The 16,114-nt window shown below is 59.4% G+C and carries 13 protein-coding genes; 4 read left to right on the top strand and 9 right to left on the bottom strand.

All coding sequences use genetic code 11. From position 1 onward, the window contains the following. Positions 1-12 precede the first annotated feature (12 nt). Together B208_RS0116780 and B208_RS0116775 are read right to left on the bottom strand one after the other, a co-directional pair. Positions 13-2,169, bottom strand: a complete 2,157-nt coding sequence (locus tag B208_RS0116780; protein ID WP_007983277.1) for a GH32 C-terminal domain-containing protein — start codon at positions 2,167-2,169, stop codon at positions 13-15. 146 nt (positions 2,170-2,315) lie between these two features. Next, positions 2,316-3,893 carry a choice-of-anchor I family protein gene (locus tag B208_RS0116775; RefSeq protein WP_232423846.1) on the bottom strand — a complete coding sequence of 526 codons (1,578 nt, stop codon included), beginning with the start codon at positions 3,891-3,893 and terminating at the stop codon, positions 2,316-2,318. A 784-nt stretch (positions 3,894-4,677) separates the two neighbouring features. On the opposite strand from B208_RS0116775, the gene B208_RS0116770 reads away from it, so the two are divergent. Next, on the top strand, positions 4,678-5,637 hold the full coding sequence (locus B208_RS0116770; protein ID WP_232423845.1) for a DsbA family protein: 960 nt from the start codon (positions 4,678-4,680) through the stop codon (positions 5,635-5,637). 1,182 nt (positions 5,638-6,819) lie between these two features. Here the strand turns inward: B208_RS0116770 and B208_RS0116765 are convergent. The 7 genes from B208_RS0116765 to B208_RS0116735 form a co-directional block, all read right to left on the bottom strand. Beyond that, positions 6,820-7,977: a cobalamin-independent methionine synthase II family protein gene (locus B208_RS0116765; RefSeq protein ID WP_007983273.1), complete on the bottom strand. Its 1,158-nt coding sequence runs from the start codon at positions 7,975-7,977 to the stop codon at positions 6,820-6,822. 143 nt (positions 7,978-8,120) lie between these two features. Further along, on the bottom strand, positions 8,121-8,795 hold the full coding sequence (locus B208_RS0116760; RefSeq protein ID WP_007983272.1) for an ABC transporter permease: 675 nt from the start codon (positions 8,793-8,795) through the stop codon (positions 8,121-8,123). 1 nt (position 8,796) lies between these two features. Beyond that, positions 8,797-9,804, bottom strand: a complete 1,008-nt coding sequence (locus B208_RS0116755) for an ABC transporter ATP-binding protein (RefSeq protein ID WP_026177908.1) — start codon at positions 9,802-9,804, stop codon at positions 8,797-8,799. Between the two features lie 35 nt (positions 9,805-9,839). After that, on the bottom strand, positions 9,840-10,571 hold the full coding sequence (locus B208_RS0116750; RefSeq protein ID WP_007983270.1) for an ABC transporter permease: 732 nt from the start codon (positions 10,569-10,571) through the stop codon (positions 9,840-9,842). A 5-nt stretch (positions 10,572-10,576) separates the two neighbouring features. Next, positions 10,577-11,530 carry a glycine betaine ABC transporter substrate-binding protein gene (locus B208_RS0116745; protein ID WP_007983269.1) on the bottom strand — a complete coding sequence of 318 codons (954 nt, stop codon included), beginning with the start codon at positions 11,528-11,530 and terminating at the stop codon, positions 10,577-10,579. Positions 11,531-11,602: 72 nt separating this feature from the next. Beyond that, positions 11,603-12,052 carry a universal stress protein gene (locus B208_RS0116740; RefSeq protein ID WP_232423844.1) on the bottom strand — a complete coding sequence of 150 codons (450 nt, stop codon included), beginning with the start codon at positions 12,050-12,052 and terminating at the stop codon, positions 11,603-11,605. Positions 12,053-12,151: 99 nt separating this feature from the next. After that, positions 12,152-12,931 (bottom strand): carbon-nitrogen hydrolase family protein, encoded by a 780-nt coding sequence (locus tag B208_RS0116735; RefSeq protein ID WP_007983267.1) that lies wholly within the window; start codon positions 12,929-12,931, stop codon positions 12,152-12,154. Positions 12,932-13,108: 177 nt separating this feature from the next. Here B208_RS0116735 and B208_RS0116730 point away from each other — a divergent pair, with 177 nt between their 5' ends. Genes B208_RS0116730 through B208_RS0116720 form a run of 3 tightly spaced genes read left to right on the top strand, consistent with a single transcriptional unit; the run spans position 13,109 to position 16,020 of the window. Then, entirely contained in the window at positions 13,109-14,215 is a 1,107-nt protein-coding gene (locus B208_RS0116730; protein WP_007983266.1) for an amidohydrolase family protein, read from the top strand. Positions 14,216-14,225: 10 nt separating this feature from the next. After that, positions 14,226-14,699, top strand: coding sequence for a Rieske (2Fe-2S) protein (locus B208_RS0116725; protein WP_007983265.1), 474 nt, complete (start codon positions 14,226-14,228; stop codon positions 14,697-14,699). 1 nt (position 14,700) lies between these two features. Continuing rightward, positions 14,701-16,020, top strand: coding sequence for an MmgE/PrpD family protein (locus B208_RS0116720; RefSeq protein ID WP_007983264.1), 1,320 nt, complete (start codon positions 14,701-14,703; stop codon positions 16,018-16,020). Positions 16,021-16,114 lie beyond the last annotated feature (94 nt).

Here is a 16,114-nt window from a genome sequence, read left to right as displayed (position 1 = left end):
ACCCGTGCTTCGTCAGGGCGTCGTCGTATCCAGTTCCCAAACCGCGAGCGACTCGACGACCACGTCTTTCCGCGTTGCGAAGAGGTCTACGTTGACGCTGTCCGAACGTGTCGGATAGATGCGACTGGTGAGACACTGTGCATCGTTCGCGAAGACTTCGAGCACGGATCGATCGAGAAAGACGTGTAAACGAATCGTCCCGTCCTCCGCACGTTGAATCGGCATCGTCTGTGAAGCGTCGTTGGTGTTCGGATTGGTGCTCGAATCGCTTCGGTCGACGGTGAGCAATCGGCGCGGGACGTTACAGCGAACGACGGTTCGCTCGGTGTCGTCCGGTGATTGTCGGAGGACGATACCGAACTCGTGGACGTCCCGTGCATCGACGGTGAGTTCGACCTCCAACGTGTCACTCGATATCTCCTCGAGATATCCCGTTTCGGACGGTGTGACTCGAAGATCCTCGTATCGGTGACAGTCGTCTCGCAGTTGCGTGATTTCGTCCGCCACCGTGATGCGAGGATACTGCTCGTCCGTCATCGTAACGACCCGGGGGAGCGACATCAGGCCCGACCAGCCAGCGTCCCACCGTTCCTCGCTGTCTCTATCTTCTTTCACCCAGCCGAACGAGATGGTCCGTCCCCGGTCGTCCTCGAAGGACTGTGGCGCATAGAAGGAGCCGTAATCGAGTATTCCCCGATGCGTCGGTTCGAACCGATGCTCTGTCTCGTCATACTCCCCGGTGAAGTAGACGACGTTTCGATAATCGGAAACGTGCAGGAGGGCTCCCTCGTCGAATCGAAGGAGTTCCGGACACTCCCATACCGGTCCCGTCTCCCGCCAATCGCCGACGAGGAGTGGATAGCAAAACTCCCAATCCTGGAGGTTCTGAGATTTGAATAGCAGCGCCGTTCCGCCTTCGTCTTCGACCCCCGACCCGATGAGTTGGTACCACGTGTCGTCGACGTTGTAGACGCAGTGGTCACGAAATTCCGCGCTCCAGTCCACGGTAGAGAGGATATCGACCGACCGTGGGACGGATTTGATGATCGGATTCGATGGCTCCTTCTCCCACGAGCGAAGACTGGCGTCCTCCGCGGTCGCCAGACACGGCAGTTGGTCCTCGTGTTGGCCACCGGTGTACAACAGCCGAGGGGTACCGTCGTCATCGATAAAGCATCCCGACCAACAGCCGTGTTCATCCGGTCCCTCCGGAGTCGGTGTGAGGGCGATCGGTTCGTCCGTCCAATGAACGAGGTCGTCGCTGACCGCATGCCCCCAGTGTATCGACCCGTGGAACGGTCCTGCAGGGTTGTACTGATAGAACAAGTGATAGCGACCGTTCCACTGAACGAGGCCGTTCGGGTCGTTGAGCCAGTTCGCTGGCGGAGTGAAATGATACGCTGGTCGGTGGCGGGGGTCCCGTACGACCTCACGCATCGCCTCGAACTCCGCTTCGCCTTTTGGACGCCCCAACGTCGGCGGTACGTCTCCATCACCCGAAAGGTAGGACAGTGCGTTTTCGAGCAATCGTAGACGGGAAGACGAATGCGGGTCCTCGTCCGCAGATGCGTGTAGTCCGTGTCCGATACCGATGACGCGTCCCGCACCGACCTGCCAATGGAGGAGCGATTTCCGAGCGGGATGCCGCCGTGCGGATTCGACACTCGCGGCCAGTACGTCGCCGTCGTACGGCGAGCGCTTTTCGTACTGAACGACGAGTCCCTCCGACCGGGACGTCGTGAGGAGTTCCGGTTCATCGAACCCCTCAAAGATGGGATGGTCTTCGTAGAGGGTTCGTATCAAAAATCCCCCGGAATCCACCGAACGGCGACGAACGACATCGGGTCGCTGCGTTTCGATGTCCAGGGATACGGCGGCGAGGACGGCACCGTGACTCAGGAGAAGGCCCCCTCCAGATTCGACGAACGACCGTATTTCTTCGGACGCTTCGGTTCCGTCATCGAGTGGTTCCTCGCTGTGCCACCACAGAACGTCGTACGCGTCCAAATCGGTATCCGTGATGTCGTCGAGCGAAAGAAGCTCCGGTCTCGACGCCGCCGTCTCCCATCCATGCGACTGCAGTGATTTCTCGCCGTCTTCGGCGACGATGTACGCGACGGACTGGTGGCACTCACCATCACCATCGGTAACACGGCCATTAATATTCATCACTCCAGTGGTTATTTTGATAGCGGTTAATGGTTCCGCATGGTTCTAGATATGTGACACCGATATCGAACTCGGACTGGTGCGTCTAGTGCATGTCAACCCAAATCCGATCCTGAAAACAGTTAAATGGGCGGTCGAAACCGGAGTTACGTCCCAGTCAGTTCGTAGATGGTCGTCGTCCCGCTGACCTCATTTGCGACGATTAGAAGCGGGGCATCCGTGGGACTGTCCTCTGCAGAAACGAACAACAGTCCCTCGGGTGCTAGGTCGCCGGCCGCACCAGCATCAAGTCGACCACTCTCGAGCGCTTCGTTGAGGTCGGGATCTGGACCGGTAAGACCCAATTCGGTGGGGTCGAAAATTCGGTTATTCTCGTACTGAACGAATTCGGGAGCTTCGGGACGAGAGATGTCGAACACCATCACACCGCTTATCTCTTCTAAGCCGACGAACGCGTATTCAACATCATCGACAGCTCCAACAGCGATACCTTCGGGTTTCGGCCCAGACATCGGACTTTCGGCATCCAGTTCGATGGAATCATCATCGGTGTTGAACGCTGCTTTGGGAAACGTTCCGTCCTCGATGAGAGTGGCGATAGTACTTTCAATCATCGTACCGCTCTCGAACACAAGGTCAACTGTGTCGCATGTTGGTTTCCAAATCGCAAACGAGCGACCACCGAAGATGTACAGTTCTTCGAGCGTCCCATCAGCATCGACATCACCGCGCTCGGTCGTCACCTCCAGCCCCGTTAGTGACGAAAGTGCATTTCGACTAAATTCTGTTTCGTCGATAGGTACATCGATACGTCCATCGTCATCTGTGTCAACGCCGAACGCTCCATTCTCCTCGACCAAAAGCCCAACTTCAGAGAACCCATCATAATCACGAGGGTCACCCTCGTTGGCGGTGACGAGATACGTCTCACCACCCACGGAGTATGCGGCGATGGAGTCCGGTTGGTACATTCCATAGAGCGGCTGCGTTTCGATATCGATCATGCCGTCGTCTATCGCGTCGAGTGCGTTTTCTGGCAGTGAGAAATCCTTGTAACCCAGTGGGACGACTGAACGGACACACGCACGAGGAATGTCCACGATGGCGAGCGCATTGTTTTCTTGAAGGGTAACGTACCCCGTCTTCGAGTCGGGAGAAACCGCGATGTATTCCGGTTCGAGGTCTTGGGAAACAGATGCGTTCGGTCCATAGATTTGGACTCCTTTCTTGCGGAGTGTCGCTCTTTCCGAGTCGAATTTGCGGAATCCTGCTGTGGTGACGGTCGCGTCGTGAACTCCGCGGGAAACGTCAATGATGCTGACCGAACTCCGTGGATCGCGACTGTACGAGTCGTTGGGTTCACCCTCGCAGGCCGCGAGCACTTTCCTACCATCGGGGGTAAACGTCACCATGTCTGGAAGCCGACCGACTGGTATCGAACGAAGAAGAGAGAGGTCGCTGGTACTATAAAAGAGGATTCGACCAGGTTGCGTCTCCGGGTCGGCGGCGACAGCGACCGCAAGGAGACCACCGCGAGCAGCGGCACTGTTTACAGGACCAACCTTTTCCCATGCATCTTTAGTCCGGATCGAGTCGATAAGTGTCGGTGTCGACGGATCGGAAATGTCGAGAGCATCGACACTGCTTTCGTTTGCGTCCACGACGAACGCACGCTCCGTTTTAGCATCGTACGTGGGAATCTCTGCAGCATCGTCATTATACACGCCCGTCTCGTATCGTCCAATCTGCGCCAATACGTTCGTCGACGTCGTATCGCGGCTATCAGACTGTGCCCCACCCACCGATGATAGACCAGACGTCAGTATGAGCGACCCACCGACGCTGAGAAACCTTCGCCGTCCTATCGTGTGTCGTTCTGTCATCCCATCCGATTAACTACTCACCAATATATAGTCACTGGGGGATAATTTCACAAATACTTTCATTATTTCCATCACCTTGACGAATACACTCCGAAACAGCCAATCTTGGTATACTGAACGCTATGAGTCACCCACCAATCGATTGGTAAAAAGTCACACACAGTGACGAGTAGGGGTTGAGGTGATAGTGCTGAAGAGGTCCACTTTTATGTCTGACTCTGAGCTCCTGGTAGGAAGCATCGCCATAATTCCTCAAAGGCGACCGGAGTCCAGTCTTAATTCGTTACCGTTTCACATGCCGAGGGAACAGAAATTCAGCTCGGTAGTGGATAAACGGAACGGAAAACACGGATTGGCATTTTTTGGAAGGTGTGAACAGAATTGTACAATAAGAACTAAATTTATGCTCTCTAACTAGTCTATGCTATTATTTTATGGATGGAGTTTCAGGATATTGCCGAAAAATACCGTCTGAATATGCTTCGGTTTATCGACTCCCACAGCACCGAAACAGTTCGAAAATCGGCGGAATCCAGATGAACATTTGAACGGTCTTCTAGCATTTTACTCCCCCCTCCATTGGAGTAACTCGATGGCGCGACAGACCTCAACGCGACGCACATTCATGAAATCAGTATCTGCGGCAACACTCGGGCTCGGGGTGGTCGGAACCGCGAACGCAACACCGTCCGTCGGCGGGGTGCCGGTTCCGGACGATACGGACGACCTCACGTACGCGACGATGGGAACGGATGCAGACAACCAGACGGCGACCGTCTTTGGCAACTTCAAGTGTCCGTACACGCAGAATTTCGTCAACAACAACCTCAGGGACGTTATCGACGAGTACGTCACCACGGGCCAGCTCAACGTCGAGTTTCGCGCGCTCGCCTATCAGCCGCCGGGAACGACCTCCCACGGCTCATCGACCTACTATATTTCCAGCAGCGACCCACGGATTTCGGAAGTCGCACTGAGTGCGTGGAACGAGCGTCCTGCCGAGTACTGGGATTTCTTCGAGATGATGTTCCAGGAACTCGTCTCGGGGACGGTCACGTACGGAGAGATGCGGAACCATCTCGAATCGGCAGGCGTCGGCGACCGCTCCGAAATCATCGGTGACGCGAAGGGTGGGGACTACGACAGCGCAGTCGAGCGAACGGCCGACGTCGCCGGTACCGTGGACGTCTCGTTCACCCCGACGTTCGAACTCGATGGGGATACGACGGCCCCGCACCACGACACGGATTCTCTCCTCGATTGGATCGACTCCCGTCTCACCGGATCCTCGTCTTCCGACGCTTCGTCTTCGTCAACGAAAGAAAGGACGATCACCATCGACGGAACCGGGACGGAACGATGGAGCGAGTACGAACTCACCGTGGACGGAACGGTCGATAAGAGCACGGCGATGGGCGCCTCGAAGGACTGGTCCGACAAACTCTCGGGGACGACCGTCAACGGCAAAGTCGGCCCCTGGCGGGACAGTTACACCATCACGGGAGAGATCACCCACTTCAGCATCGACGACGGTGCAGTCGTCTACCGAGACGGCGAGAGAGTCGAACCCCACCGTCTCGGATAGAGGGTCGACGGCCGTTTCAAAGTGAGTACGCACCGTATCACTCCTACCGAGTCGAATCAGTTCGAGTTCAAGTTCGACGTCTCTTCTGCCAACAGTACCACAGTCTCCGTTCCACGGTGAAATCGAGGATAGGTTATCGATGCGAACACGTTCTTATTTTCTGAAACCACCACAAAGTATTTACCGAACGTCGGATACGGTTTTAACGTTGCGTGGTTGCACAGCGGGCTTGAACGGTCCCCGGGTCTGGCGCCATCACTCCTGATCCACCAACCACGCCATTGCTTCCTATCGAGATACGAACGTCGGTAGCGAGGGTATCCCATCCAAGAAGTGCGACACACGCTGTGGACACATTCTCGAAACGAAACCGGACTCCGGAAACGTCCAACGCAGACAGAGATAGTCCCCCGCTCGTCCCGAATATCGTCCCATCACCGATTGTATTCCAGCGGTAGATGCGGTCGAGTGAATCACCCGACCAGTTCCGTCCGTAGACGTACTGACGTACCCGATATTCGATCCGCTGACCGAGAGGGGACGCACTATCGACTCCGACTAGACGACGGTGGAGCGGCATCATGACCGTTGTATCAGTGAATTTCGGAACTGAGAGGGGACCGCGAAGAACGGCGGGTGACAGGGAAGAGCGTGGCGAGGAGACACTCTTTCGAAGGACAGAATATAATTATAGTTGATTGATTACCCAAGTGATAGAATTGACCGATGAGGAATCGATAAATTTAATCGTGGTGGTTTACGGATGTTGTGATAGTACGGATAGTCCCCCGTCACAGGAATACTTCAAAATCTACGGTGGGGAGTTGACGAATACATAACAAATTACTAATACATACATAAGCTGAAAAAGAACTTATCGTGTTAGACTTCAAAGAACAATCCGAGTGCTCAAAGAGAAAGCATACTGTCCACGGTGCGAAAAAGAACAGCCAGTGGTTGCAACTGTGAGCTGGCAATCGGATATGTGTCGGGTGTGTAGTGCGTCCATCGAGACCGAGGAATCAGGCACTTAGAGGAGGCGGTCGGACTCCGAGATGACCAATTATCCTCCCGCGCCTGAAGACGCGGAAATCCCGAACAGTTGAAGGTACGGTTTGCAGTCTACACCGAATCACACGACTCACACGCGTATAACCAGCGTTCAACGCGCTGACTATCGTGTCACCCGTCGATACGCTCGGTCGCGATTTCGGCACCTTCGACGAGTGCCTCCAGTTTTGCCCACGCTATCTCGGGGCTCACCATTCCGAGTCCGGCCTGCGTACCGAAGCCACAGTCGGGCGCGGCGACCAGCGGCGTCGCGTCGTCGACCTCATCGGCGACCCGTTCGAGGCGGTCAGCGATGGTCTCGGGATGGTCGATGATGTTCGTTTTCACGTCGACGACGCCCGGAATCAGCGTCCAACCGTCGGGAACCGGGTGTTCGGCGAACGCGCGGTACTCGTGCTGGTGGCGGGGGTTCGCCTGCTCGATGCTGAGCCCGGTGATATCGGCTTCGTAGATTTCCGGGAGCATTTCGACCAAATCCGTATCGAGATGGTGGGGTCCCTCGTAGCTCCCCCAACAGGTGTGAAGCCGAACCTGCTCCGCCGGGACGTTCGACAGCGCCTCGTTGAGCGCCTCAACGTGGAGTCGCGTCGCCCCTTTGATGTCCTCAAGGGATTCGCCCGCGTACGCCGCCGTCTGACCGACGGTGAGGAGTTCGGGGGCGTCGATCTGGAGGGTCATTCCGGTCTCGGCGACGAGTTCGTACTCCTCGGACATCGCGTCCGCGGCGGCGAAGAGGAACTCCTCGTAGGAGTCGTAGTAGTCGTTGACGTGCGTGGCGGTGACGACGCTCGGCGACGCCGAGGTCACGAACGTCCCCTCGAAATCGGCGTCGGTGGCCGCGAGCGCGTCGCGGAACCCCGCGAGTTCGGCTTCCGCCTCGTCCTGGCCCGTGTACTCGATCGGACCGGTGACGATGGGGTGCATCGAGAGGTCGATGACGTCCGTTTTGAACGTCTCTTCGGCGTAGTCGGGGAACTCCTGCAGGTCCGCCCAGAGTTCCTGTTCGCGCTTCCCCTCGATGCCGCTCAGGCGGTCCGCGACGTACCAGTTGAACGAAACGCGGGACTGTTCGCCGTTGTTAGCGACGTCGATACCGACCTCGGCCTGTCGCGCAACGACATCGCGGGTCGCGTCCGCGACGGTCGAATCCCACTCGTCGGTGTCGACGGTTTCCCCGTCCTGACGTCTCGTAAGTAGGTCCAGCAGCTCCGGAGGTCGAGGTAGGCTTCCGATGTGCGTCGTGCGAATCCGGTCGTCATTTTCGGTCATTTGATACTCACACGAGTAATAATCATCGGGTATAAAATAACCCACGGTATTCTATTTGGGAGCCAAATCGGTCGGGAAAGCCACCTAACCGTTCGTTGCCGGGGGTCGCCCCGCCAATCCGCGGTCAGTACAACGAAAAAGAGCTATCCGGTCGCAATAGTCTGTGTCTGGGCCGAATTCGTCCCGAGCCGTCGTTCGATGAGCGCGAAGAGGAGGTCCAACCCGATGGCGAGCAGCGCGCCCGGAATCGCCCCGGCGAGGAGTTGTGGCGTATCGAAGAGGGAGATGCCGGTTATCACCCACACCCCGAGTCCGCCACCGCCGATGAAGAACGCGAGATAGGCGGTGCCGACGTTGAGGACGGCACTCGTCCGAATCCCGGCGAAGATGACGGGAAGCGCGAGCGGCAACTTGATCTTTCGCAAAATCTGGTTCTCCGTCATTCCCATGCCGCGGGCCGCCGCGACCGTGCTCTCGTCCACATCTTCGAGGCCAGCAACCGTGTTCGTGAGAATCGGTAACAGCGCGTAGGTGAACAGTCCGACGAGCGACGGGAGAAACCCGAGGCCGAGTAGGGGAAACACGAGCGCGATGATGGCGAGCGTCGGCACCGTCTGTGCGACGTTTCCGACGCTCATCACGACCCGCTTCACCTGCTTGTTCCGGGTGGCAAGGACACCCAACGGAATAGCGACGACGATGGCGAGGACGACCGACACGAGGACGAGCGCGAGGTGCTCCCGCAACAACGTGAGGAACGTATCGAAGTGCGAGAGGATGTACGTGAGCGCCGCATCGAGCGTTCCGAGGACGCTCATATTACGCACCCACCTCGGTCATAGACCGGTAGTCTCGGATGTCCCGTTCGGTGACTCGTCCCACGACATCGCCGTCCTCGACCACACGGAGAGCTTCGGTGTCCGTTTCTATCATTCGAGAGAGCGCCACCTCGGCGCTATCGGTCGGCGACACGTGAACGTCAGCAACCGACGCCGCCTCGGCGTCCGACGTGCCGCCGTCGACCGCGGCCGCCTGCGGTTCCCTGTCGACCGTTGCCGGTCGCATGATTTCCTCGACGCGGGTTATCTGCAACTCCTTGAGCGCCCGATTGTCGCCGATGAACTCCCTAACGAAGTCGTTCGCGGGGTTCTCCAATATCTCCCGCGGCGTTCCGTACTGGACGAGTTCGCCGACGTCGAAGACCGCGATTTTATCGCCCATCTTCAACGCCTCGTTGATGTCGTGTGTGACGAAGAGAATGGTCGTATCGATGCGCTCCTGAATTTCGAGGAACTCGTCCTGCAGTTCGGCCCGGGTGATGGGGTCGAGTGCGCCGAACGGTTCGTCCATCAAAATCACGTCCGGGTCGGCGGCGAGGGCACGCGCGACGCCGACCCGTTGCTGTTGCCCGCCGGACAGGGCTGAAGGGTACTGGTCGCGGTACGTCGCGGGTTGAAGACCCATCAGTTCGAGGAGTTCGTCGACGCGGCCGTCGATTCGGTCTTCGTCCCATCCCCGAAGTTCGGGCACCGTCGCGACGTTCTCGCCGACGGTCATGTGGTCGAACAACCCGATCTCCTGAATGACGTAGCCGATGTCCCGTCGTAGCTCGACCTTCTCCAACTCTTGGATGTCCGTTCCGTCGTAGTAGACCGTCCCTTCGGTTGGTTCTTCGAGTCGATTGACCAACGTCATCGTCGTCGTCTTCCCGCAGCCGGAAGGTCCGACGAAGACCGTCGTCGTCCCTCGCTCGACCTCGAACGTGATGTCCTCGATTGCGACCGTTTCGTCCGGGTACACCTTCGTGACGTTCTCGAATGTGATCATGCTGGATGCCTCCTGTGTGAATTCGTGTGTGTCGTTCATGCTATCGACCGCCGAATGATGCGCGTGGCGAGCGCCTGTTCAACGTCCTCTCCGTTTCGAAGCCGGAACAGCTGTTCCAGCACGCCGAAACCGTAGTCGAACGCGAGTGCGAGCAGCGAGACCGCCACAGTCGAGACGACGATTGCCGCCGGATAGGCCTCGCTGATACCGCTGAAAATCGGGTCCCCGAGGTTGTTCGCCCCGATGAACGCGCCGATTGCGGCGATACCGATGAGGATGACGACCGCGTTGCGGACGCCAGCCATGATGACGGGTATCGCTTGGGGAAGTTGGATACGCTGGAGGCGCTGTCGTCGGGTCATACCCATCCCACGACCGGCTTCGATGGTCGCGGAATCGACCTGCGTGAGACCGACGTACGTGTTCCGAACGATGGGTAGCTGTGCGTAGAGAACCAGCGCGATGACGACCGGTATCTTCCCGATGCCGACGAGGGGGATGAGCAGGCCGAACAGGGCGATGCTCGGCACCGTCATGAGCATCCCCGCGGTCCAGAGAATGGCCTTGCCGAGCCGGTCGTCGAACGTGGCGAGGATTCCGAGCGGCACGCCGATGACCACCGCGAGCCACACCGAGTCAATGACGACGATGATGTGATTGATGAGTAGCTCCCAGAGGAGCGATTGGTTCTTCGAGAGATACTCCACGTAACTTTCGAGCGCGAGCGGTGTGACCGCGTGCGAGAGTGCGAGGTGACTTTCGAACATCGATTTTAGATGACCTCCTTTCGCTGCAGATACTCTTTCGCGACCGTCTGTGGGTTCTTCTTCTCGATGGCCACCTGCTTGTTGAGGCGTCGCATCACGTCGGTCGTGAGCCCGTCGCTGGCCGCGTTCAGGAGGGATCGAATCGACGGGTGGTTCTCCAACGTCTCGCTGTCCACCAACGGAGCCGCGTTGTAGACCGGGAAATATCCCTTGTCGTCGGTGAGTACGCGGAGACCGAACTGGAGGATTCGTGGGTCGGTGTTGAAGCCGACGCCGACGTCGGCAGACCCCTTTCCGATGACTTGGTACAACAGGCCGGAGCCGATGTTGTTCACGGTGACGTTCCCGAGGTCGTCCGCGAACCCGTAATGCTCGCTCAGTCCCGGCCAGCCGTCGGCCCGACTCTGGAACTCGGCGTTCAGCGCGACCGTGAGGTTCGAACCGCCGTTCTGGAGGAACTGCGCGAAGTCGGAGAGGGTTTCGACGCCCGTCTTCTTCGCCCAGTCCGGGTTCGCCAGGATGACGTACGTGTTGTTGAGCTGTGCACGCTGAAGAAACGTCAGCCCGTGTTTCTGCTCGAACTCCGCCTTCACCTTTCGGTAGAGCTTCTCGGGGTCGGAGATAACCGTGTCGTGTTGGGGCGGGAGCGTCTGCCACGCCGTCCCGGTGTACTCCCAATACAACTGTACCTCGTCGGTGTCGAGGGCACGAAAGTTCGTCGTCGTTCCACCGAGACCGACCTGGTCGGTGACGTTCAAGTCGGTGTTCGCGGAGAGCGCCTCGTACGCGATGTAGCCCAGAACCTCCTGTTCGGTGAATCGCTTGGAGCTGACTTTGACCGACCCTCCTCCGAGTTCGGTGGCGAGGGTGAGACAGCCCGAAAGCCCCCCGATACCGGCAGTAGCGGCGAGACCACCTCCTGCCGCGAGGAACCTTCGTCGTGTGACTGACTGTGGCATACCCCGTCTTTGTGCGAAGAGGGGCCTAATAATTGACCCGTATTAGTTCATCATTTATAAGACGGGACCGAATCACCCGGTCACGTTCGACGGAACGACGGTGACCGGAACGGTGGCGTTGAGCAGTACTCGCTGAAGCGTACTCCCGAACACCGCCTTTCCGGTCGGACTGCGCTTTCTCCCGTAGAGATACAGGCGGTCCACGTCCGCTTCGTCGGAGACGGTGAGAATGCTGTCCGCCGTAGTCTCCACCTGTTCCCGTCCTCGGACTTCGACGGACACGCCCGCGTCTTGGAGGATTTCACGCGCCGCCACGATTCCCGACTTTCGAGCCGCGAGGTCGTCCACCGTCATCGAACCGTCGTCGTCGATGTTCGCCCGCGTCGAAGCCCGTTCCTCCTCGTCAAACACGTGGAGTAGGAGGGCGGTCACGTCACTCGATTCGACGGCTGCAGCGGCACCCGCGACGGCTTCCGCCCACGGTCGGTAATTGCGCAAGGGGAGCAGTATCGTCTCGCTCATATCGTATCGGACGGACACCGATTCGATAGTCGGTTCGTCGCACATGGTCGGCTATTAAATACTCCACCAAAGCCGACGACGAGTGAGCATCGCCGATAGCTACTCCGACCGCACCTGCGTCCGTTCCCTGCTCTTCCGGACCGGGTTCTTTCGGCGCGCTTCCGAGAGCGTCCTTAATGAGACAGTAGCAGAAGCGACCCCGTTGCCATCCATCGTCTTTGCGACTATATCGCCGCGCGGTCCGGCGATACAACTATCCCCGGCGTGGCGACGACCGGCCTGCGTTCCGACGTGATTCGACCCCACGACGTAGCAGGTCCCGTCGAGTGCCCGTGCGCGGCACAGCAACCGCCAATCGCGTTCGAACGACTGTCGCCACGCCGCGCTCACAGCGAGCAGGTCACAGTCCTCGCGCCCGTATTCGAGCGTCAGTTCGGGGAAGTTCAGGTCGTAACAGAGCAGTAATCCGAGCGTGCCGACCGGCGTCTCGACCGTAACGGGACCGGTTCCCGCCTCGAAATGGTCCGCCTCCGCACCCCAGAGACGACGTTTTCGATAGGTCGCCACGACGCCGTGTTCGTCGACGTACACGAGCGAGTTGTACACCGATTTTTCGTCCGCTTCCGGTAGCCCGACCACGAGCGCGACCCCGGAGTCGCGCGCGACGGCCGAGAGTCGGTCCGTTATCGGTCCCGGAACCGGAGTGGCGACGGTCGAAACGTCGGTGAGGTCGTAGCCGGTTACGCAGAGTTCGGGGAAAACGGCGAATTCGACGGTCTCCGGCAATTCAGATGCCAGTTCCGATATCGATTCGATGTTCGCGGCCGTCTCGCCGAGACTCGGCTCGAACTGACACGTGGCGACCCGCGAGGTCGTCATGGTTCCATCCCCGTACGGACTCGTTGCATGCTCGTTCGAAGCGAAGCCATCACGGTAGCCCTTCGCACCTACATCTCAAGGGCTTTTATGGAACCCGCAAATTCGGGAGGGGATATATATCCGTTACAAGTTCGCCCTGACCTATAACGGGATTTCCCGAGTTGCTACTTCCAATCGATGACGAGACGACGAACGCAGCGGTCTACCGATGGCGCACCGACGCTCATCGACTGTGACATCCATCAACGGTGGAAAGACGAATCGGAGGTCATCCAGTACCTCCCCGAGCAGTACAAAGACCGGGGACTACAGGCACCGGAAATCCTCTACGACAACGTTGCGGAGTTCTCCCGACGCGACGCCATCCCGGACGACGGGAGCCATCCGGGGTCGGACATCCCGAAGATGAAAGAGCAACACCTCGACGAGTTCGGGGTCGATTACGCGATTCTGACGGGCAACTCGTACCTCAACCTCTCCGCACTCCCAAACGACGATTACGCGGCCGAGCTCGCCGTCGCGAGCAACAAGTGGGCCATCGACCGCTGGCTTTCGGAGGGCGGACCGTTCGTCGGCTCGCTGCTGGCGGCACCGCAGAAGCCGAAGCGGATGGCGGAGATGATACGAAATCTCGGTCAACATCCACGCGTCGTCCAAGTCGTGATGCCGATGGCCGCACAGCTCCCCTACGGACACGAGTACTACTGGCCGATGTACGAGGCCGCCGAGGAGATGGGCCTTCCGATAGCGCTCCACCCGTACACGGAGGGGCACGGCGTCACCCGACCGCCGACTGGTGCCGGATATCCGCGCACCTACTTCGAGTGGCACACGCTTCTCGGCACCTACGCGATGGGGCAACTCGTGAGCCTCGTCGCGGAGGGCGTCCTGCCGTCGTTCCCGGACCTCGACTTCGTCGTCATCGAGGGAGGCCTCAGTTGGGTTCCGCACTTCCTCTGGCGGATGGACAAAGACTGGAAGGCGCTCCGTGCGCAAGTCCCGTACCTCGAAAAGCCGCCGAGCGAATACGTCAAAGATCAGGTTCGGTTCACCACCCAGCCCATCGAAGAACCGGACGACCCAGAGCACCTCCTCCAGATTCTGAAGATGATGAACGCCTCGGAGACGGTCATGTTCGCCAGCGACTATCCCCACTGGGACACGGATTCGCCACTCTACGCACTCCCGCCGATGCCCGAGGAAATGGAGGCGGGTGTGATGGCCGGAAACGCACAGGAACTCTACGGACTCCCGGACGACCCGGCGAGCCTCCCGACCAAGTGAGGTGTCACGTATGGAAAAACGATTCGAGATATGTCCGACGACGGAGCTACCACCCGGAGAACGAACGATAACCGAGTTGAACGGCATCTCGGTGGGCGTCTTCAACGTCGATGGCGAGTACTACGCGCTGAAAAACGACTGTCCGCATCAACGAGCGCCTCTATGTATGGGGAAGGTGACCGGCACGACGTCCGTCGAGCGCACCGGCGAAGTGAATTGGGAGGACAACGGCCACATCCTGCGCTGTCCGTGGCACGGCTGGGAGTTCGATATCGAAACCGGCCGCTCCGTGTTCAACCCGCACAAGGTCCGCGCCCGGTCGTTCGAAGCCACGGTCGAATCGGCCGACGAGGAATCCGCGGACCGTGAAGCCGACCGTCCGTCCACGCCCGACGACTGTAACTGCGGTTCGAGCGGCGACGAACCACCGGTCGACACGTACGAGGTGACCGTCGAGGACGAAATCGTCGTCGTCTACCTCTGAGATGTCCGTAGACACGATGGACACGACCGATGCGGTCGCGTTCGTCCACTCGGCCACGCTCCGCGAGCTTCCATCGTCGGTCGAACGAGCGGTCAGAGTCCGCGTGCTCGACACGCTCGCCGCGATGACGGCGGGGTATCGACAGGACGGAATCGATATCGTCCGCCGGTACGCCCTCGACCGGTTCGGCGGCGAATCGACCGCGACGCTGTTCGACGGCAGCGGGACGAGGGTACATCCGGAAGGTGCGACGCTCGCTAATTCGACGGCGGCGAACGCCCTCGATATCGACGACGGTCATCGGGAGGTGAAGGGGCACCCGGCCGCGGTCGTGGTCCCCGCGGCACTCGCCACTGCGGAATCCGAGGATTCGACCGTCGAGACGTTGCTCGATGCCGTCTACGTCGGCTACGAAATCGGCGTCCGAGCCGGACTGGCGATTCACCACCTCGACGGCGTGTACACCGGAACCGGGTCGTGGGGTGCGGTGGGTGCCGCCGCGGCCGTCGCCCGTCTACGCGATTTTCCAACAGAGCGAACCGCTCACGCGCTCGGAATCGCCGAGTATCACGCTCCCCGGACGCCCATCATGCGTGGCGTCGAACGCCCCGGCATGACGAAGGACGGTATCGGATGGGGGTCGTACGTCGGTGCGGTCTCGGCCCAACTCGCCGCGTCCGGTTTCACGGGGTCCGGAACGGTCTTCGACGAGGTGGATACCGGCGTCGTCGCCCCGTTCGGCGACGTCCATCACGTCACGGAGGCGTACCTCAAACCGTATCCGTGTTGTCGGTGGGTACAGCCCGGCGTCGAAGCCGCGTTGTCGCTGGCGGAGTCGACCGCTATCGACCCGACGAGCGTCGAGACGGTTCGCGTCCACACCTTCGAGGAGGCGACCCACCTCCGAACCCGGTCGCCCGATTCCCCGGAAGAAGCGCAGTACTCATATCCGTTCCCGGTCGCGACGGCGCTCGTCCGCGGACGCTTCACGCAGGCCGAACACGCGTCGGACGTGCTATCCGACCCCGACATTCTGGCGCTTTCCGACGCCGTGGAACTGCGCGTCGATGAGGCGCTCGATGGACGGTTCCCGGGCGACTGTCTCGCTCGCCTCGAACTCGACACCGAGAGCGAAACGTACGCCTCCGACGTCACGCGTCCACCGGGTGCACGGGAACAACCCCTCGCCGACGACGTGCGACGGGAGAAAGCCCGCCGTCTCGTCACACCGACGCTACCCCCGTCGGCTATCGAAAAAACGGAGCGGCGTCTCCGTGATTCCGCCTCGGTTGCGACCCTCCTCTCCCCGTGGCGGACGTGATTGTCGTTCCGCCGCTCGCGCACATCTCGTCGTGCTGCTGGATGATTGCGATGCGGTAACGAAGAACACTTATAAAACCAGCACGCTGTCCTCA

The organism is Haladaptatus paucihalophilus DX253, assembly GCF_000376445.1.
GTDB lineage: Archaea > Halobacteriota > Halobacteria > Halobacteriales > Haladaptataceae > Haladaptatus > Haladaptatus paucihalophilus.
The sequence above is the reverse complement of the archived record's forward strand: the minus strand, read 5'-3'. Positions and strand labels throughout refer to the sequence as shown.

Bases quoted from the DNA above. Each gene is read 5' to 3' on its own strand.
- B208_RS0116745 (WP_007983269.1), bottom strand. From the start codon at position 11,530: ATGCCACAGTCAGTCACACGACGAAGGTTCCTCGCGGCAGGAGGTGGT.
- B208_RS0116770 (WP_232423845.1), top strand. From the start codon at position 4,678: ATGAAATCAGTATCTGCGGCAACACTCGGGCTCGGGGTGGTCGGAACC.
- B208_RS0116765 (WP_007983273.1), bottom strand. From the start codon at position 7,977: ATGACCGAAAATGACGACCGGATTCGCACGACGCACATCGGAAGCCTA.
- B208_RS0116735 (WP_007983267.1), bottom strand. From the start codon at position 12,931: ATGACGACCTCGCGGGTCGCCACGTGTCAGTTCGAGCCGAGTCTCGGC.
- B208_RS0116730 (WP_007983266.1), top strand. From the start codon at position 13,109: ATGACGAGACGACGAACGCAGCGGTCTACCGATGGCGCACCGACGCTC.
- B208_RS0116750 (WP_007983270.1), bottom strand. From the start codon at position 10,571: ATGTTCGAAAGTCACCTCGCACTCTCGCACGCGGTCACACCGCTCGCG.
- B208_RS0116780 (WP_007983277.1), bottom strand. From the start codon at position 2,169: ATGAATATTAATGGCCGTGTTACCGATGGTGATGGTGAGTGCCACCAG.
- B208_RS0116740 (WP_232423844.1), bottom strand. From the start codon at position 12,052: ATGAGCGAGACGATACTGCTCCCCTTGCGCAATTACCGACCGTGGGCG.
- B208_RS0116720 (WP_007983264.1), top strand. From the start codon at position 14,701: ATGTCCGTAGACACGATGGACACGACCGATGCGGTCGCGTTCGTCCAC.
- B208_RS0116725 (WP_007983265.1), top strand. From the start codon at position 14,226: ATGGAAAAACGATTCGAGATATGTCCGACGACGGAGCTACCACCCGGA.
- B208_RS0116760 (WP_007983272.1), bottom strand. From the start codon at position 8,795: ATGAGCGTCCTCGGAACGCTCGATGCGGCGCTCACGTACATCCTCTCG.
- B208_RS0116755 (WP_026177908.1), bottom strand. From the start codon at position 9,804: ATGATCACATTCGAGAACGTCACGAAGGTGTACCCGGACGAAACGGTC.